24 protein-coding genes are annotated in these 18,811 nt (G+C 45.9%); 20 read left to right on the top strand and 4 right to left on the bottom strand.

Translation table 11 applies throughout. The features are described 5' to 3' along the window. The 4 genes from BMY75_RS16260 to BMY75_RS18845 form a co-directional block, all read right to left on the bottom strand. Positions 1-1,514, bottom strand: a 1,514-nt coding sequence (locus tag BMY75_RS16260) for a leucine-rich repeat protein (protein WP_170844332.1), incomplete at its 3' end; no start/stop codon positions are given. Positions 1,515-2,095: 581 nt separating this feature from the next. Then, entirely contained in the window at positions 2,096-2,824 is a 729-nt protein-coding gene (locus tag BMY75_RS17775; protein ID WP_139199868.1) for an IS3 family transposase, read from the bottom strand. A gap of 3 nt (positions 2,825-2,827) precedes the next feature. After that, complete coding sequence (locus BMY75_RS17780; protein ID WP_139199870.1) at positions 2,828-3,307, bottom strand: helix-turn-helix domain-containing protein; 480 nt, start codon at positions 3,305-3,307, stop codon at positions 2,828-2,830. Between the two features lie 6 nt (positions 3,308-3,313). Next, positions 3,314-3,580, bottom strand: a complete 267-nt coding sequence (locus tag BMY75_RS18845) for a helix-turn-helix domain-containing protein (protein ID WP_081350597.1) — start codon at positions 3,578-3,580, stop codon at positions 3,314-3,316. Positions 3,581-4,021: 441 nt separating this feature from the next. On the opposite strand from BMY75_RS18845, the gene speD reads away from it, so the two are divergent. From speD to BMY75_RS16365, 20 genes are all read left to right on the top strand, one after another. Then, positions 4,022-4,825: an adenosylmethionine decarboxylase gene (gene speD / locus BMY75_RS16270; protein ID WP_074836011.1), complete on the top strand. Its 804-nt coding sequence runs from the start codon at positions 4,022-4,024 to the stop codon at positions 4,823-4,825. Positions 4,826-5,058: 233 nt separating this feature from the next. Next, the gene (locus tag BMY75_RS16275; protein WP_347500232.1) at positions 5,059-5,322 is read left to right on the top strand and encodes a four helix bundle protein; all 264 of its coding nucleotides are present in this window, start codon (positions 5,059-5,061) and stop codon (positions 5,320-5,322) included. A gap of 58 nt (positions 5,323-5,380) precedes the next feature. Next, positions 5,381-6,832, top strand: a complete 1,452-nt coding sequence (locus BMY75_RS16280; RefSeq protein WP_074836013.1) for an aminotransferase class I/II-fold pyridoxal phosphate-dependent enzyme — start codon at positions 5,381-5,383, stop codon at positions 6,830-6,832. Between the two features lie 8 nt (positions 6,833-6,840). Next, positions 6,841-7,341, top strand: a complete 501-nt coding sequence (locus BMY75_RS16285) for a hypothetical protein (RefSeq protein WP_139199874.1) — start codon at positions 6,841-6,843, stop codon at positions 7,339-7,341. A 54-nt stretch (positions 7,342-7,395) separates the two neighbouring features. Then, a complete protein-coding gene (locus BMY75_RS16290; protein ID WP_074836019.1) occupies positions 7,396-7,923 on the top strand; it encodes a hypothetical protein in 528 nt (175 codons plus the stop codon). A gap of 237 nt (positions 7,924-8,160) precedes the next feature. Continuing rightward, positions 8,161-8,493, top strand: coding sequence for a hypothetical protein (locus BMY75_RS16295; protein ID WP_139199876.1), 333 nt, complete (start codon positions 8,161-8,163; stop codon positions 8,491-8,493). A 22-nt stretch (positions 8,494-8,515) separates the two neighbouring features. Continuing rightward, positions 8,516-8,767, top strand: a complete 252-nt coding sequence (locus tag BMY75_RS16300) for a hypothetical protein (RefSeq protein WP_074836025.1) — start codon at positions 8,516-8,518, stop codon at positions 8,765-8,767. 4 nt (positions 8,768-8,771) lie between these two features. Next, a complete protein-coding gene (locus BMY75_RS16305) occupies positions 8,772-9,206 on the top strand; it encodes a GNAT family N-acetyltransferase (RefSeq protein WP_074836029.1) in 435 nt (144 codons plus the stop codon). 33 nt (positions 9,207-9,239) lie between these two features. Then, positions 9,240-9,854, top strand: coding sequence for a hypothetical protein (locus BMY75_RS16310; RefSeq protein ID WP_074836033.1), 615 nt, complete (start codon positions 9,240-9,242; stop codon positions 9,852-9,854). Between the two features lie 41 nt (positions 9,855-9,895). Continuing rightward, positions 9,896-10,744 carry a polyamine aminopropyltransferase gene (gene speE, locus BMY75_RS16315; RefSeq protein WP_074836037.1) on the top strand — a complete coding sequence of 283 codons (849 nt, stop codon included), beginning with the start codon at positions 9,896-9,898 and terminating at the stop codon, positions 10,742-10,744. Between the two features lie 27 nt (positions 10,745-10,771). Beyond that, positions 10,772-11,278 carry a DUF3592 domain-containing protein gene (locus BMY75_RS16320; RefSeq protein ID WP_074836040.1) on the top strand — a complete coding sequence of 169 codons (507 nt, stop codon included), beginning with the start codon at positions 10,772-10,774 and terminating at the stop codon, positions 11,276-11,278. A gap of 68 nt (positions 11,279-11,346) precedes the next feature. Further along, positions 11,347-12,201, top strand: coding sequence for an agmatinase (speB, locus tag BMY75_RS16325; RefSeq protein ID WP_074836042.1), 855 nt, complete (start codon positions 11,347-11,349; stop codon positions 12,199-12,201). Positions 12,202-12,480: 279 nt separating this feature from the next. Further along, a complete protein-coding gene (locus tag BMY75_RS16330) occupies positions 12,481-12,966 on the top strand; it encodes a DUF6756 family protein (RefSeq protein ID WP_074836045.1) in 486 nt (161 codons plus the stop codon). Positions 12,967-13,173: 207 nt separating this feature from the next. Continuing rightward, positions 13,174-13,845, top strand: coding sequence for a methyltransferase family protein (locus BMY75_RS16335; RefSeq protein WP_074836048.1), 672 nt, complete (start codon positions 13,174-13,176; stop codon positions 13,843-13,845). 144 nt (positions 13,846-13,989) lie between these two features. Beyond that, positions 13,990-14,655 (top strand): hypothetical protein, encoded by a 666-nt coding sequence (locus tag BMY75_RS16340; protein WP_074836051.1) that lies wholly within the window; start codon positions 13,990-13,992, stop codon positions 14,653-14,655. Between the two features lie 62 nt (positions 14,656-14,717). After that, entirely contained in the window at positions 14,718-15,920 is a 1,203-nt protein-coding gene (locus BMY75_RS16345) for a saccharopine dehydrogenase family protein (protein WP_074836054.1), read from the top strand. A 425-nt stretch (positions 15,921-16,345) separates the two neighbouring features. After that, positions 16,346-17,131 carry a leucine-rich repeat domain-containing protein gene (locus BMY75_RS16350; RefSeq protein WP_074836056.1) on the top strand — a complete coding sequence of 262 codons (786 nt, stop codon included), beginning with the start codon at positions 16,346-16,348 and terminating at the stop codon, positions 17,129-17,131. Positions 17,132-17,188: 57 nt separating this feature from the next. Further along, a complete protein-coding gene (locus BMY75_RS16355) occupies positions 17,189-17,788 on the top strand; it encodes an SMI1/KNR4 family protein (protein ID WP_074836059.1) in 600 nt (199 codons plus the stop codon). A gap of 4 nt (positions 17,789-17,792) precedes the next feature. Beyond that, entirely contained in the window at positions 17,793-18,431 is a 639-nt protein-coding gene (nth, locus tag BMY75_RS16360; protein WP_074836062.1) for an endonuclease III, read from the top strand. A 67-nt stretch (positions 18,432-18,498) separates the two neighbouring features. Further along, complete coding sequence (locus BMY75_RS16365) at positions 18,499-18,777, top strand: hypothetical protein (protein ID WP_074836065.1); 279 nt, start codon at positions 18,499-18,501, stop codon at positions 18,775-18,777. Positions 18,778-18,811: the final 34 nt, after the last annotated feature.

Here is an 18,811-nt window from a genome sequence, read left to right on the forward strand (position 1 = left end):
CCAGACGGAATCCGGTATATGTAATTGTATTCCTCGGTATGCGTTTCTGACAGCTTGATACCAGTGCAGCCGTAAAACATACTCGAATAACAGGACTGTGCCAGAGTTGTTGCAGGCAGTTCCGGTGCTTCTTTCAGACCAGTGCAGCCGTAAAACATACACGAATAACATTCAGTTGCCAGAGTTGTTGCAGGCAGTTCCGGTGCTTCTGTTAGACCAGTGCAGTCGTAAAACATATAATAGTAACAGTTAGATGCTAGAGTTGTTGCAGGCAATGCCGGTGTAACTGTCAGACCGGTGCAGCTGGAAAACATACTATGGTAACAATGATTTGCTAGAGTAGTTGCAGGCAGTGCCGGTGCTTCTGTCATACCGGTGCAGAGGGAAAACATACCATAGTAACAGTTCTCTGCCAGCTTTGTTGCAGGCAGTGTCGGTGCTTCTGTCAGACTGATGCACCTGAAAAACATATGATAGTAACAGTTATATGCTAGAGTTGTTGCAGGCAGTGCGGGTGCGGCGGTCAAACCGGTGCAACCGTAAAACATATTCGAATAACAGGACCTTGCCAGCTTTGTTGCAGGCAGTGCCGGTGCTTCTTTCAGACTGGTGCAGCCGGAAAACATACCAGAATAACAGTGCTCTGCTAGAGTTGTTGCAGGCAATGCAGGTGCGGCTGTCAGACCGGTGCAGCCATCAAACATACTCGAATAACAGTGCTCTACTAGAGTTGTTGCAGGCAATGCAGGTGCGGCTGTAAGACCGGTACAGCTGGAAAACATATAACGGTAACACTCATCTGCCAGCTTTGTTGCAGGCAGTGCCGGTGTTTTTTTCAGACCGGTGCAGCCGTAAAACATACTCGAATAACAGGAATATGCCAGAGTAGTTGCAGGCAGTGCCGGTGTTTCTGTAAGACTGGTGCATCCGTAAAACATATTCGAATAACAGTACTGTGCCAGAGTTGTTGCAGGCAATGCAGGTGCGGCTGTAAGACTAGTGCAGCCGGAAAACATTCTCGCATAACAGCCATCTGCCAAAGTTGTTGCAGGCAGTGCCGGTGCTTTTGTCAGGCAGGTACAGCGGTAAAACATATATTCAAAGCAACTGTTACTCAAACCACCGTCTTTCTGATCTTTAAAATTGTCCAGCCTCAGCGACATGACATTTCCGCTGCACGCTACTCGTCCGCCAATTGAAATATGATTGGAGGAGTTGAATATTATTCCAGTACCACGGAAGCGAACGGATTCATCTTTATTGAGCGAAATCGTAGTGCCATTTGTATAAGAGTTCCATTTATCATTGTTAGTTCTCTTATATTGCAATGTGCCACCTCTATACGTAACCGTGACCGATGAGCCGTCTTGTTCTGCCGTAAATGTCAGACAATCCGCTTCCGGCACAACATCACCAACATCTGCATACACCTGCAAGCCCGTTGCAGGCAGCATCGTAAGCATCATCACAACGCTGAGTAATATGCTTAAAAATCGATCCTTTTTGTGTTTCATCTTTTTTCCTCCTTCGTTATTTTTTCAAAAACAAAAGCGAACCCTGTGGATATTCTTATCACACAGATTAAGCTTATAATATCAGATATTGAATCATAAAAACAGTTAGCATTGCTTTGCTGTGCTTTGCAAGCGTAATACGCTTCTGCATTACTGTCGCCTCTTTTTAATTAAATTTTATTATAAAATTTAATATCACTTTGTATATTCATCATTATATCACAGATAGACGCAACTGTCAATAATACGCACTAAATTAACCAACATCTTGGTTGATTTAGCACAATTCAAAAGTTGATATATAGCAAGTATATCCATGTAGCCGCATATTTCGAAAGCATAGCCTGACAGTATACCCATATGCGCTGGAATATTACTAAACAACAAAACAGCCACACTTGAAGTGACCTGCCCCCAGTCAAGTAAACAGCACAAAAAACAAAAAAATACTATTTAATAACCAAAAGCAGTCTGTGCAATTTGTGCAGGCTGCTTTGTTGTTGACAGTAATTGGCAAGCACCTTTTGAAGTGAGGAGCAGAGCGACGAACGAAAAAGGTGCTTGCCGCTGCGATTATTCGGTCACGCTGCATACGCTTCATGGTACTCCATAGGAGTCATACAGTTCAGCTTGATCTGGTATCGTCCTGTGTTGTAGTACCTGATGTATTCTTCTATTGCCGTGATCAGTTTTTCTTTATCTGTGAATTTTCGAAGATAATACATCTCAGATTTAAGCATTCCCCACCAACCCTCCATCGGTCCGTTATCAATACATCTGCCAATTCTGGACATACTTTGTATCATTCCTGCGTCCATAAGTTTCTTGTGAAATGTTCTGCTTGTATACTGAAATCCTCTATCACTGTGAAAAATCGGATGAGCATCGGGATTTAGCCAAATGGCTTCATCAAATGTTGAAAATACAAGATCATTGTTATTAATGTCACCGATTTTGTAAGCTACAATACGCCTGTCATAAAGGTCGAGGATCGCACTCAGATACAGCTTCTTGATGTTCGTACCAACATAGTATTTGAACTCCGTTACATCAGTCAGCCACTTCTCATTCAGCTTATCTGCGTGGAAATCTCTGTTCAGAATATTCTCCGCTGTGATCTGCGGTGTTGACGGAATATATGTATTCTTCTTGACACGGGTGACTGATTTCAGATGAAGAATCTGCATTAATCTGTAAATCCGTTTCTTGTTGTAATGCACGTCATGTTCACGGTTTATCACGACTGTCATCTGTCTATATCCTAAAATCCCGTTGCGTTCTTCATAGTGCTGTTTTATCCACTCTACAATCTTTTAGTTGACCTGCTGGCTATGGCTCGGTGTCCGATGCAGCCACTTGTAGTAAGCCGAGCGTGCGATATGAACCGCATTGCAGAGCTTTTGGATCGGATAATGCTCCGCTTCGTTCATGTATTGGATCGCCAGATACTTTTCCTCATTTCGTACTCCGCTTACCAATCGCCACCTTCCAATTCTCTCAGTTTTTTTTAACAGCTTATTCTCCATTTCTATATCTTTCAGTTTGGCTTGCAATATCTTGTTTTCCATACGAAGCCTGTCTGCTTCTGTGAGTGCTTCTTCCGGCTTTGCCTTGCCCCGTCGGTCTGCGAGTCCTTCTACTCTTTTTTCTTCATACTTCCGAACCCACGAATAGATCTGTTGGTAAGATACTCCGTATTTCTCCACTGTAAGCCCATGATCCTTGCAGTGCTCGATGCAGAATGCTACGATCTCAATGCGTTCTTCCAGAGTGGTTTTTCTGCCTTTGTTCATGGTAATTCATCTTTTCGAGCGTGTACGCTCCTTAAATTCTTTACCACTATTATAGCACTTTATCCACCGGATGAGAATACTGTCATATGTTATATGATATTTTTTACATATTTCTATTAGACTTCCTTTCCCTTCAAGATATTCCTTTACTGCTGCTAATTTTGTTTCAGCTGTGTATTTCTTATTCGACTTTCGTGTTTCTAATGCATCTTGAAACAGAATAACAAGCTTTCGGAAGTATGAAAAATTGATCCCATACTTATTTGCGATCATTCGATAACTGCCTTCTCCATTTAGGTATTCTTGCACCGCTGCCAGCCGTTCTTCATCTGTCAGTTTTTTCTTGACATAAAATAACCCCCTTTGAGTTCTCACACTTTTGTTTTTAGTGTGTCTACTCTAAGGGGATTATATCAAAAATGTGGCTGTTGATCCGCTGTATCGTCTGTATCAATTGTTTCGGTATGGATGGATTACTTCTTTAACGCTAGTCAGATAAAGCTCTCTTCCTTGGCATTCTCTCCTCAGCCGCAAATCCACCCCTTATCAAAAACTTTTACACCTCTGTGTCTTTACATTTATAAAAAAATATGTTATAATGATTTATAGTTTGCTGTAGGATGGAAACAGCATATCAACACACCATGATCAACCACCGCAAGACCGCGTATTTACTGGGCTTGCGTCAAATACACCGAAAGGATAGATGGCAGATTGGAGAATAATAAGATCACCCTCTACGGCTTCAATAATCTTACCAAGACCCTCAGTTTTAATATATACGATGTTTGCTACGCTAAGGGACAGAAAGAACAGAAGGACTATATCGAGTATATCGACGAGCAGTATAACTCCGAACGTCTTACCAAGATACTCTGTGACGTTACCGAGATGATAGGCGCCCGTGTCCTTAATATCTCAAAGCAGGATTATGAGCCCCAGGGCGCTTCGGTGAATGTGCTTATTGCCGAAAAGGAGCTGGATAAGGATTCTATCGACCCCTCCTGCAATCTGGGCATTCTTCCCGATACTCCCGAGATGATACACGCTCACCTTGATAAGAGCCACGTGACGGTACACACCTTCCCCGAGTATCACCCCGATAACTCTATCTCCACCTTCCGCGTGGATATAGACGTATCCACCTGCGGTACTATCTCTCCGCTTAATGCGCTGAATTATCTGATAGCCAGCTTCGATTCCGATATCATCACCATCGACTACCGCGTCCGCGGCTTCACCCGTGATGTGCTGGGCAAGAAGTTCTTCATCGACCACGATATAACTTCCATTCAGGATTATATCGATAAGTCCACGCTGACCAGATATGACGCCATCGACGTGAATGTATATCAGTCCAATATTTTTCACACCAAGCTGCTGATAAAAGAGATCGACCTCCAGAACTACCTGTTCAAAAAGGACGTATACGAGCTGACACCCAAACAGCGTCTCGATATCACCGACAGCCTCCGCCGCGAAATGATAGAGATCTACAGCGGCATGAACATTTATTAATTCATAGCAATAAAAGCGCAAGCGTTATTGCGTTCATAATTCATAATTCATAATTGTTTTGACATATGACTTTACCGTGTCATTCTGATTATGGATTATGGGTTATGTTTTTATATGGGGGGCATGATGTGGTGTGAAACAAAATAATATCGTACTTGAAAAAAGTATGGATTTTGCTGTCCGCATTGTCAGGCTGTATCAGTTTCTCTGCGACAGCAAAAAAAGAGTTTGTCATGTCAAAGCAGGTGCTAAGAAGCGGTACGAGTATCGGTGCTAATCTTAAAGAAGCTATGCGGGGACAAAGTCGTGCTGACTTCTGTTCAAAGGTCAACATCTCACTCAAAGAAGCTTCCGAGACCGAATACTGGCTTGAACTTCTGTACAGAACAGACTATATAACCAAGACTCAATACGATTCGATACACGGCGACTGTATCGAACTTATAAAATTACTTACCTCTATAATCAAATCTACAAGGGGGGATATAGATCCATAGCTATTGTACTGGCGAAGCACTACGCTGCGTCTTTGACAATAATTATGAATTATGAATTATGAATTATGAATTACAAAGCAGAGCGCCTTTATATGAGGCTTTGAAAAAACACATGAAAAACCGTATCGTCCGACTTGACGTGCCCGGGCATAAGGGCGGACGTATGAATAAAGAGCTTAAAGCCTTTCTTGGCGACCAGTGTATGGCGTGCGATGTCAATTCCATGAAAAATCTGGATAACCTCTGCCACCCCGTATCCGTCATAAAGGAAGCTGAACAGCTGGCGGCAGACGCTTTCGGGGCTGACCACGCATTCTTCATGGTGGGGGGCACTACCTCCGCCGTGCAGACTATGGTGTTCACCGCCTGCAAAGCGGGCGAAAAGATCATCATGCCCAGAAACGTCCACAGAAGCGCCATCAACGCCCTTGTTGTATGCGGCGCTGTGCCTGTCTACGTTGACCCCGGCACCAACAAACGTCTTGGCATACCCCTTGGTATGTCCGTCAGCGATGTTGAAAAAGCTATCCGCGAACACCCCGATGCCAAGGCTGTGCTGGTGAACAATCCCACATATTACGGCATATGCTCCGATATCCGCGGGATAGTAAAACTAGCCCACGAACACGGTATGCTGGTGCTTGCGGACGAAGCCCACGGCACCCACCTCTATTTCGGCGAGGGTCTGCCTTGCTCGGCTATGGCGGCGGGGGCTGATATGGCGGCTGTCAGCATACACAAAACAGGCGGAAGCCTTACACAGTCCTCGCTACTGCTGTGCAAGAACACAGTATCAGAGGGCTATGTGCGCCAGATAATCAACCTGACACAGACCACCAGCGGTTCATATCTGCTGATGGTCAGCCTTGATATCGCAAGGAAGAACCTCGCCCTGAACGGCAAGGAGCTTTTTGCGAAGGCTGTGGCATATTCAAACTACGCCCGCGATGAGATAAACAAGATAGGCGGTTATTATGCCTACGGCAAGGAGCTGGAAAACGGCGATGATTTCTACGCCTTTGATTCCACCAAGCTGAGCGTACACACCCGTGATATCGGACTTGCGGGAGTTGAGGTCTACGATATACTCCGCGATGACTACGATATCCAGATAGAGTTCGGCGATATCGGCAATATCCTCGCCATAGTTTCCGCAGGTGACAGAGAGCTTGAAATAGAGCGCTTCATATCCTCACTCAGCGAGATAAAGCGCCTTTATTCAAAAGACCCCACAGGTCTTTTCGACCACGAGTACATCGACCCGCAGGTTGAAATGAGTCCGCAGAAAGCCTTTTACAGCGACAAGCACCCCGTGTGGATAAACGAGAGCGAGGGTCAGATATGCGGAGAATTCGTGATGTGCTATCCCCCCGGCATACCAATACTTGCCCCCGGCGAGCGCATAACGAGGGAGATAATCAGCTACATAAACTACTGCAAGGAAAAGGGCTGCCTGCTGACAGGTACGGAAGACCTTGAGATAAACTATATAAACGTGGTCAGCGAGTGAGAAAAAATATGAAAAGAGAAAAAGCAGGAGATGGAGCTGTCTTTGGCTGGGGCTGTCTGATAGCCATTCTGGGCTTTGTGGTCTTTGTAGGTATCGTTATTGTCCTCGGTATGCGTTCGATGATCCGTGTATATACATCTTTCGGTGACAAAGAGATGGAGATTATCAACCAACGTCTGGGCATTACGATCAAGGGAAGTACGACCCCCGTAAAGCTGAAGTGGATCCGTGGAAGAGACCCAGATTATGAACTCTGGCTGGAAAATATAGATGACCCCGAAGAGTTTATGGAGAACTGCTATGACGGCACGTACTCTGTTGTTGAGAACAAAAGTGATCTGATAGAATTCGGAGAAAAAGAAATCAGTGCATCATACGATTACAACAGCAGTTTAACAGCAGGCAGTTCATATATCATATACAACTGCGATAGATACTTTGAATATAATATAGCGTTCTACAAGGACGGAGAAAGTTTCAAAGCAAAGGTCTATGCAGATGACAGATAAATAAAGAGGGTAATAATATGGACAACAGAACGTTTTTATTAAGGTGATAAGCAGATGATAGTAGATATAACCGAAAAAAGAGAAAAAGGCAGAAATAAAATAGTCAGCGGCTGTCTGATAACTATAATTTTATTTATCATTGCGATCCCGTTGCTCATATTTTTTTCGCATTTCCGTATATTTTACTCTTTCGGCGAAAAAGAGAAAGAGATCATACGCGACGAATTTAACATTACGCTCGACGAAAGCGCAACTCCCGAAAAAATGAAGTTAAGTTGGGGTCACGGAGATCACTGCTATGAACTTTGGCTGAAAGATATCGATGACCCCGAAGAGTTTATGGAGAACTGCTATAACGGTTCGTACGCTGTTATTGAGAATAAAAGTGATCTGATAGAATTTGGAGAAGAATCAATTAGTGCATTATACGATTACAATGGCAGTTTAGTAGCAGACAGTTCATATATCATGTACACCAGTGAGTATTACGCTGGGTATAACCCCTACTACTATGGTTATGTAATAGCGTTTTACAAAGACGGAGACAGCTTCAAAGCAAAGGTCGTTGATGAAGACAGGTAACAAGATATAAAGAGGGTAATAATATGGACAACAAACTGTATATAAGGATAATCGCAGTAAGCGAGTGAGAAAAGAAGTATTATGAAAAAAACAATAAAACAATTGATTCGTGACTTTCTTAAACTCATTGCAGCAATTGTTATTTTTTGCGCATTAGTATATTTCATCATAGATCATGCAACGCACCGCACAATCAGATTTTTCGGTGATGATGATATCGAGATGATCCACAAAAGAATGAGTATTACGATAGAGGGAAATACAACTCCCGTTAAATTTGAGGAAACTCATGGCGCCGGGGATTATTCCTATTACCTTTGGCTGAAAAATATCGATGACCCGGAAGAGTTTATGGAGAACTGCTATGACGGCACGTACTCTGTTGTTGATAACGTAAATGATCTGAAAAAAGGTTTCGGTGATGAGGGTCGCGATTACGATTATAATAATGACCTTAGATTGGGCAGCGCATATATCGCATACAACTGCGATAGATACATTGAATATAATATAGTGTTCTACAAGGACGAAGACAGCTACAAAGCAAAGCTCTATGCAAACCAGTATTAATAAAGCAAAAGAGGGTAATAATATGGACAACAAACAAGATCTTAAAAACCCCAACGAGATAAAACAACCTCTGAGCAGTAACAATATACAGGGCTTTCAGGGGAACGGCGCATTCTATCAGGAGCTCACTCCTGCCAAGCCGAAGCGCGATCTCAGGATAAACGCAAGCATATCGGGCAAGACCTTCGGCAGAGTGGTGCTGGGCTTCGTGGCGGCTTCCGCCATCGGGCTGATAGCGGCTGTCATCGTGATACTCAGATTTATATTCGGGTGAAGCTATGGCTGATTTTTTCATACGCGAAATACGTCCCGAGGATGCCGAAGATATCGCCGAAATAAGCCGCGAAGACCTGGGCTATCCCTGTGATGCGGAGATGGTCAGGGCGAATATTGCGGGGCTGGACAGTTCCCGCGAGGCTGTTTTCGTCGCCGAGATGGACGGCAGAACCGTGGGGTATATCCATGTAGAAGAGTACAAAGTTTTGTACTATAAGAAGATGGTGAACTATCTGGGTCTGGCAGTAAGCGGCAAATGCAGACGGCTGGGCATAGGTGCGGCACTGATAAAAGCCGCTGAAGAATGGGCTAAAGAGCGTGGCATAACGCTAGTCCGACTGAATTCGGGAAGCACCCGAACAGGGGCGCATGAGTTCTACAAGCGGCAAGGCTACAATGGCGACAAGATGCAGGTGCATTTCACCAAGAGATTATGAGTACATAAAACAGGACAGAAACGAGCTGACAGTATGGAAAAAGAAAAAAGTCCAAAGAAAAAACAGCTGATAACAAACTTGATAAGAATAGCACTTCTGCTGCTGATATTTTTCGGGGCTTTAATATACCCGTGCTATCATTTCATGAAACAAACCTACAAAGACTGGGACACTTTTGATGATAAACGCATAGCCGAAGTTGAGAAACGCCTTAACATGACTATTCCGGCGGGTGCCGAACCTTTAAAGTATAATTGGTCTACCGGTGCCGGAGATGTACAAGCAAGGCTGATAGTCAGCGGTATAAGCGACCCCGAAGAATTTATCGAAAAGGCATTTCCTGAAATCGGGGTAAAAGAGCTTTCTGCTGATGAGAACTTGGACAACGTTCTGGACACACTAAATGAAAGTACGCCCGAAAATGAAAAGAGCGGAGAACTGCTAAAAGTCCCGACCGATAATAAAAGCTTCGGCAGTATCAAAAACGAGCTGGAAGAATCAGCTTCAAAGTTGGGATACAGCATTGATTTTACCGAGGTATATGACCGTTTTTACCCTGACAGGATCCAGGGTCAGTATTATTATTACATCGGCTTTGGCAAGGCTGATGACGGATATTATGCCAAGATATTATATTATACTTTATAATAACTAACAGTTGAAAAGTTAAATAGAAGAGAGGGAACACCATGGATCTTTGGTTTACTGAAAAGCATACGGACGATGTTAATTTTACAATAAAAGTAAAGAAGCAGCTTTACTCCGGCAAAAGCTATTATCAGGAGATAGATGTCTTCGATACCTACGAATTCGGGCGGGTGCTGGTGCTTGACGGTTTCATCATGCTGACCGAAAAGGACGAATATATCTACCACGAGATGGTAACAGCCGTGCCTATGGCTGTGAATCCCGATATCAAGAATGTACTGGTCATCGGTGCGGGCGACGGCGGAACTGTCCGCGAGCTGACCCGCTATGAATCCATTACAAATATCGATATGGTGGAGATAGACGAGCAGGTGGTGGAAGTCTGCAAGGAGTATCTCCCCCAGACAGCCTGCAAGTTCGATGACCCCAGAGTACACCTGTTTTTTGAGGACGGTCTGAAATACGTCCGCCGAAAGAGCAGTGAATACGACCTTATCATAGTGGATTCCACCGACCCATTCGGTCCGGGAGAGGGACTTTTCACAAAGGAGTTCTACGGCAACTGCTTCAAGGCGCTGACGGACAGCGGCATACTGATAAATCAGCATGAAAGCACCTATTACGACAGCTACGTGGATATGGTGACAAGGACGCACAAGCGCATCGGCGCAAGCTTCCCTGTATCCATGGTGTATCAGGCGCATATACCCACCTATCCCTCGGGACACTGGCTTTTCGGCTTTGCCTCGAAGAACCTGCACCCCGTATACGACCTCAAAGCCGACCGCTGGAAAGAGTTCGGCATAAAGACCCGCTACTACAACACCGACCTCCACAAGGGCTGTTTCGCCCTGCCCAATGATGTGCTGGAGATACTGGAGAATTCGTGATTGCTGGTACTCAGGTGGTGATATAATGTGAAAATCGTTATCCGTATCGTGATCGCTTGCTATATTGTTATCCTAACGGTCTTTCAAGGACTATATATTTATTACGGCGGAAAACCTACGCTTTTTTGGGGTTCTGTGTTCTTGGAAATACTCTCTGTTCCGGCATTGCTTGGATCTGGAGCGGGGATCAGTCATTTTCTTTCTGTCAGGTGTATTGTTAAAAATGGGATAAGCACTAAGGCAGTAATAAAAGATCATCACGCTGAATGGTATAAAACGAAAAATTATTTTCCGATCATTCAGTTTCTTGATACCTCAAAGATCTCACATAAATATCAAAGCAAGTTCGGAATGACTATACTGCTCAGAAAATACAGAAAAGGCTCCAAAGTTAAAATATCATATCTCGAAAATGAACCGTGGGAATTCGTTATTGTTCCTGCATACTATTATCGATCGATAATGGAGATGATAATGTTTACGTTTTTGGGACTCCCGGCTGTGATCGGCTCTTTCATTTTAGTGAAGTGCTAGATACGATCTATCATGGGAACACTTTTATAATAACCAATAACAACGTCTATACCGAAAGGAGAATAATAATGTTAGAGAAAAATGTACAGACTTTCATCGCCTGCGACTGCGAGTACGATGAAGCAAAGATAGTAATGTTCGGCGCACCTTTTGACAGCACCACTTCATTCCGCCCGGGAACGAGGTTTGCAAGTCAGGCGATGAGGAGCGAGAGCTTCGGAATCGAAACTTTCTCGGTGTACCAGATGAAGGATATGCTGGATATAAAGGTATTCGACAGCGGCGACCTTGAACTGCCCTTCGGCTCTCCCGAAAGAGCACTTGACGATATCAAGGAAAGAACTGCCACCATACTTGCAGACGGCAAGATACCCTGCATGATAGGCGGCGAACATCTTGTTACCCTTGGTGCTGTAAGAGCCTGCGCTGAGAAATATCCCGACCTGCACGTTATACAGTTCGATGCCCACGCAGACCTCCGTGAGGATTATCTGGGTGTTAAGCTTTCCCACGCCTGCGTGATGCGTCGCTGTCAGGAGATACTTGGCGATGGCAGACTGTTCCAGTTCGGCATACGCAGTGCCGATAAGAGCGAAGTTGAATTCGTTATGCAGGAGCATACTTCCCTGAACCTTTTCGACTTCCGCACTCTCCGCGAAGTCGCTGGATATATCGGCAATGCGCCTGTATACTTCACCCTTGATATGGACGTTCTCGACCCCTCGGAATTCCCCGGCACAGGCACACCTGAGGCTGGCGGAGTACATTTCGATGAACTGCTTGACGCTATCGAAGTGCTCTCGGAGCTGAATATCGTGGGCTTTGATATGAACGAGCTTTCACCTGCATACGACCCCAGCGGAAGAAGCACAGCCCTCGCCTGCAAGACTATGAGGGAGATGCTGCTGAGGTTCCACGGGTAAGTAAAATTCAGGATATCCCTTTGGCTCACCGCTTGAGATGCCATTGACAGGTATATTTTATGGTGATATCTTCTTCCCCCGCCTGCGGCGGGGGGAAGAAGACAACCGGCTATTCGATATTGCCCGTCAAAAGAGTTTTGGGTTTGGTGTGCCGCGGGATTACCATATAATAAATCGCAACCGCACGTTGCGGCATTGCCTTGGGCGGGCGGTTGACAGCAGGGACTGTCTGTGTTATCATGGGTTTAAGGTCAGTACGGCGAAAGCCTTGGAGGGTATATGGAATTTGAGAAAAAGCCCGAGACAAGCTATCTTGTGAGAGACGAGATAGAGAAAGTCCGCAGGGAAAAGGGCATAGCCCCGGATAGATTCCGAGAGTTCGCAAAAACGGGCTGGAAGGACATCATAACAAAATTCTGCTATACATTCCTCGATATGAAAAAACAGCGCGTGAGCACCCTTGCATACAGCTGGCTCAATTTCAGGGTCGGACTTGCCCACAGTGAGCCGCTGAGATGCGGGGCTGACGAATACGCCTATTTTTCGCGGGTACGTGAGCTTATACCCGAAGAGGACAGGGACAGCAAACTGTTTCTGATACTCTCCGAAGGCTGGGTATATGAGGGCTATGCCGAGGAGATATTCTTGGTTTTGTCCGAGATTTTCTATCTGGAAGATGCTTACATAGTATCGCCGAAGTTCAAGTGGGTGATTTGCCACTGCGATGACGGCGAATGTGCCGTGTTTTCTGCCGTAAAGAACTGACCGAAAGGCAGTTCCGCAAAGTTTTTGTGCAATACACACATCCGCAGCTGCGTATATTTATGAAAAACCACACCATAAATATTCTCCCCCAAAAACGTATATATAATGTGAGCGGCAAAGCACCGCGAACTAAAAATACTATCAGGGAGGGGACAGCTGTGAAACAGTCATGCGGTATCGCCTTAATAATTCTAACGGGGTGATATTATGGACAGAAAACTGATGATAAGCGCAGTGACAAAATTCCTAATAGGTCTGGTGATACTGGGTCTGCTGATATTCCTGCCTGCGGGGACGATGGCTTTTGCTCAGGGCTGGATATTCATGGCAGTGCTTTTCGTGCCGATGTTTATCATCGGTGTGGTGCTTGCCTTGAAAAGTCCCGAACTGCTGAGAAAACGCCTTAACAGCAAGGAACAGGAGACTACCCAGAAAGGCGTGGTAATATCCAGTATGCTGATGTTCCTTGGCGGCTTCATCACGGCGGGGCTGAGTTTCCGCTTTGGCTGGCTGAGGCTCCCCATGTGGGTGAGCATTACCGCGGCGGTGATATTCCTTATTGGCTACGCCATGTATGCCGAAGTTCTCCGCGAGAACGAGTATCTCTCACGCACGGTGGAAGTTCAGGAAGAACAGAAAGTCATCGACACAGGGCTTTACGGAGTGATACGTCACCCCATGTACACTGCGACTATTCTGATGTTCTGCTCGGCACCCCTGGTGCTGGGCTCGGTGATATCCTTTGTGATATTCCTCGCCTACCCCATTATAATCGTAACGAGGATAGGCAACGAGGAAAAAGTCCTTGAACAAGGGCTCAAAGGGTATACAGACTACAAGAAGAAAGTTAGGTACAGGCTTCTGCCTTTTGTGTGGTGAATTACTATGAAAGAAAACAATTCCAAAAATACAGACATAGAAGATAAAATAATCCATATTTTAAAAATGATATTGGTGATGATGATATTACTAGGTATATTGAGCTTTATTTATATTTTACCGTCCATCGGAAGACACCCGCCTGTGAACAAACGCCACGTATATCTTGATTACAGCGATGCCCCCGATGGTACGGCTTATATCGACGTTCTTGTTAAAAAGGACGAGATAGGCGATGATATGTACACCGATTTCAACGCACCTCCGGAGCGCTTAGCGGACAAAGGACTTGATGAGCACGGCACAACAGAGTTTATTTTTGAAGACCTGAATATAGACAGCAGCAGTGATATAGCAAGATATAACGATGACGGCTATGTTTCGCTGTCTGTCCACTCTAAAGAAGTCGAGAGGATAACGATTGAAAAAAGTCTTGGGTATAGCTCTGACAGTCTTAATTTAAACGTGTCCGCGAATGACATCTGTAAAAAATACAGAGGCATAAAGTTAGCTTATGTAAGCGAAGATGGCAAGGTACTAGAGGTAACGAAAACGAAAAAACGCAGCTATGATATAAAAAAACAACCTGAATTCACAGCCAGCGGCGAAAAAGCCGAATTCAGGACAACCGAGTTTTCTCCCCTTGGCAAATTGGCATCCTTTCTGCTGTTACTGAATGTCCTGATTATAGTCTTTGTTATACCTGTGCTGATCATCGTTCGTATCAATGATGATATAAGCTGGAAGATGTGGGTCAGGGAAGAGCTGAATAAAATTTCCGACAGCAAGGACGATGCTGATAATACTTAAATAGATATGCGGATCTATCCGCTTTACCAATAAAAATTTAAAACCGAAAGGAAGATGTTAAAATGTCAAGAGCTTTGATAATAGGTGCAGGAGGAGTAGCAGGTGTTGTTATACACAAGTGCTGCCAGAACAGTGAGGTATTTACAGATATCTGTATCGCCAGCAGGACAAAGTCCAAGTGCGACAAGTTCAAGGAGGAGCTTCAGGGCAAGACCAAGACAAATATCACTACCGCACAGGTAAACGCTGATAACGTTCCCGAGCTGGTTGCGCTGATGAAGGAGTACAAGCCCGATATCTGTATCAACGTGGCTCTCCCTTATCAGGATCTGCATATAATGGACGCTTGCCTTGAATGCAAGGTGGACTATCTGGATACCGCAAACTACGAGCCTGAGGATACTGCTAAGTTTGAATACAGCTGGCAGTGGGCTTACCGCGAGAGATTTGAGAAAGCCGGCATCACCGCTGTGCTGGGTTCGGGCTTCGACCCCGGTGTTACAGGGGTATTCTGCGCTTATGCACAGAAGCACTACTTTGATGAGATAAACTATATAGATATCCTCGACTGCAACGGCGGCGACCACGGCTATCCCTTTGCTACAAACTTCAACCCCGAGATAAATATCCGTGAGGTAAGCGCAAAGGGCAGCTACATTCAGGACGGCAAGTGGGTAGAGACCGAGCCTATGGAGATCAAGAGAGTATACAACTTCGATCAGGTGGGCGAAAAGGATATGTACCTGCTGCACCACGAAGAGCTGGAATCACTGGCACTGAATATCAGGGGCATCAAGAGGATACGTTTCTTCATGACATTCGGTCAGAGCTACCTGACACACCTGAAGTGTCTGGAGAATGTTGGTATGACCTCCATCGAGCCTATCATGTACGAGGGCAAGGAGATAGTACCTCTCCAGTTCCTGAAGGCTGTTCTCCCCGACCCTGCAAGCCTTGGCCCCAGAACTAAGGGCAAGACCAATATCGGCTGTATCTTCCAGGGCAAGAAAGACGGTCAGGACAAGACCTACTATGTATACAACGTATGCGATCATCAGGAGTGCTACAAGGAAGTTGGCTCACAGGCTATCTCCTACACCACAGGCGTTCCCGCAATGATAGGCGCTATGATGGTGCTGACAGGCAAGTGGAAGAAACCCGGCGTATACAACGTTGAGGAATTCGATCCCGATCCTTTCATGGAAGCACTGAACAAGTGGGGTCTGCCCTGGACAGAGAACTTCGACCCTGTTCTGGTGGACTAATCAATTCATAACACTAAAAGCGAAGCGTTAGTGTGTTCATCAATTTTTGGCAGGGCGGGAAGTATGCTGTTCTTAGGATAGAATGCCAAGGAATAGAGCTTTTGGTCAAGCTTTTCGCGAAAAGCTTGCGGGAGTTTGAGGGCAGAGCCCTCAATCACCAAGGCGCAAAAGCGACTCGGCAACCGTGCCGTAAATAGAATCGCGAACTTCGACCCAAGGGCGCGGCAATAATATAATCATGGGCGTGGACATACAAACGTCCACGCCCATACTTTCCGCGTCGATATATTGCCGCGCGTCTGCCAGCGAGGACAGCGAAGCGTCTCCGAGCGGTCGTCCATCACTCACTGATGATAAAAGCAGGAGTACCCACGATAGGGTCAGCGGCGGGCTTGTCGCACGAAGATTTAAGGAGATAATAAAGTATGACACTAAATGAAGAGGGACAAAAAGCTGCGGCACGTCCCAGGAAAAAAATCGGGTTTATAGTGGCTGCGATATTGCTTGGGCTTATCGCGGTCTATGCCATTCTGGGGGCGATATTCTGGAAGATAGGTATGCCCGCATTTATGTTTGGATATAAGAAAAACGACTGGGGCGGCATAACTATCACAGATTACTACGGAACTTATCTGCACGTACATGTACCTGACAAGATAGACGGACTTGAGGTTACGGAGATAGGGAGGCTGTCTTTCAGCGATGACTTTGGCGGAAAAACCGACTTTCACCGCTCAATCTGCAGAAATATCCGTGAGGTCAGATTGCCTGACAGCATTGATGAGATAGATGATTATGCTTTTTTTCTTTGCAAAAATCTTAAAAAAATAAATTTGCCTGACGGACTGAAATGGATCGGCGAAAATGCATTTTTGGAAACTGCGCTTTCCAATGTCACACTGCCTGACAGCATTGAGGTAATAGGTGATAGTGCCTTTGCATATTGCAAAGATCTCAAAGAAGTAAATTTGCCTGACGGACTGAAAAGGATCAACACAGGTGTATTTTATGAAAGCGGGCTTTCCAAGATCACACTGCCTGACAGCATTAATGTGATAGATGATATTGCTTTTTCAGGCTGTCATAATCTCAAAGAAATAAATGTGCCTGACGGACTGATGGGGGTCAGCTCATATGCATTTAATGAAACCGGGCTTTCCGATGAGCAAAAGCAGGCATTTTTCGATAAGGCTGAAGAGGTCACAGAATAATTATCAAATAAAAATATATCGTGCGGCGGCATGATAGGTATAAGGGAGGTCAGAAAGATGACTTTGAGCGAACTTGAAAGACAGCAGGAGATACGTTTTCCGCAGGCTTTCCACAGGATATACGACTGCGGTGCCATGAAGTGGCTGGAGCTTAGTCAGGGGGAGCGGAAAGCCCGTATCAGGGAGTATATCAGCGACAGCAAGGCGTTCCTGATGCTGGACGGCGCCTGCGAGATGTACCTGTTTGAAGAGGTGCAGTCTGCGGCTGAGGAACTGGCGAAGCTGGCTTCGTGGATGGAAGAGGACAAGAAGCTCAGGATACGCAGCGGCGTGCGCATTGTGCCTTTCGGGCATGAGGGCGGCGGGGATATGTACTGTCTGCTGTACACCGATGGCAATGCTGAGCCTGCGGTGATTCTGTATCCTCATGACAGCTATGAAGCGCCTACTGTCTACGGACATGACTTCGACGAGTTCGTGTACATACAGATGCTTCTGGCGGCGGAGAATGAGGAGGATGTGGAGGGTGAGCACTTCACCGAGAATATCAGGTATCTCAGCGACAGGTACCGTCCGCTGGTGGAGGGTAAGTCTGCCGACGAATTGACGGACACGCTGTACGCCATGAATTTTCAGCACGCCGATATATGGGAGTGAGAGTATGAATCTGAAGCAGAAAAAAGACCTTGCCTTGCAGGTGATAGAACGGCTTGAAAAGCAGTACCCCGATGCTAAGTGCTCGCTGGAATATTCTCAGCCCCATGAACTGCTGATAGCCACGCGGCTTTCGGCACAGTGTACCGATGCGCGGGTGAACATCGTGACGAAGGACCTGTTTGCGAAGTACCACAGCATAGCGGAGTTTGCCGATGCGGATATATCGGACATCGAGGAGATAGTTAAGCCCTGCGGACTTTACAAGACCAAGGCGAAGTCCATAAAGGAGATGTGCATACAGCTCCGTGACGAGCATGGCGGGGCTCTGCCCGACACCCTGGAGGGGCTTACGAAACTCAGCGGTATAGGGCGAAAGACGGCGAACCTCATTATGGGGGACATCTACCACAAGCCCGCAGTGGTGACGGACACCCACTGCATACGCATAACGGGTCGGCTGGGTCTGGTGAAGAGCAAGGAGCCCGCAAAAGTCGAGGAAGAGCTCTGGAAGATACTCCCACCCGACAAGAGCAACGACCTGTGCCACAGGCTGGTGCTTTTCGGCAGAGAGTTCTGCACGGCGAGAAGCCCGAAGTGCGCGGGGTGTCCGCTTAGGGATATATGCGTTTCAAAAAGTGAATGATATGCCGAATTTTGGGCAGAATGATACCGAGGGGCGACCTCGGTATTTTTTTGTGGGGAGTGTTCACATGGTAGAAAACAGGAAACTTACGGAGCTTTTGGGCAGAGACAGGGAGAGCAGGGCGTTTTTCGCTTCCCTTTCGCCTGAGCTGAGGAGACTTCTGATGGAGCGGGATATGGGGAATTTTGAAGCGCTGAAAAAGGCTGTGACCGAATGCGGCGGGGAGACTTTTGCGGCGGATGACATGACTGAGGGTCAGGCGGCTTCAAATACGGAAAGTACCGGTATTTTTCCGCGGGGTGAGGATATATCCGCAGAAAAATGGCATGAGCTTGGCGGACGATGACAACAGAAAAACGGCGTTCTCTGTGTGGAGAACG

Origin of the sequence: Hominimerdicola alba, assembly GCF_900109655.1 — a bacterium.
Lineage (GTDB): Bacteria > Bacillota > Clostridia > Oscillospirales > Ruminococcaceae > Hominimerdicola > Hominimerdicola alba_B.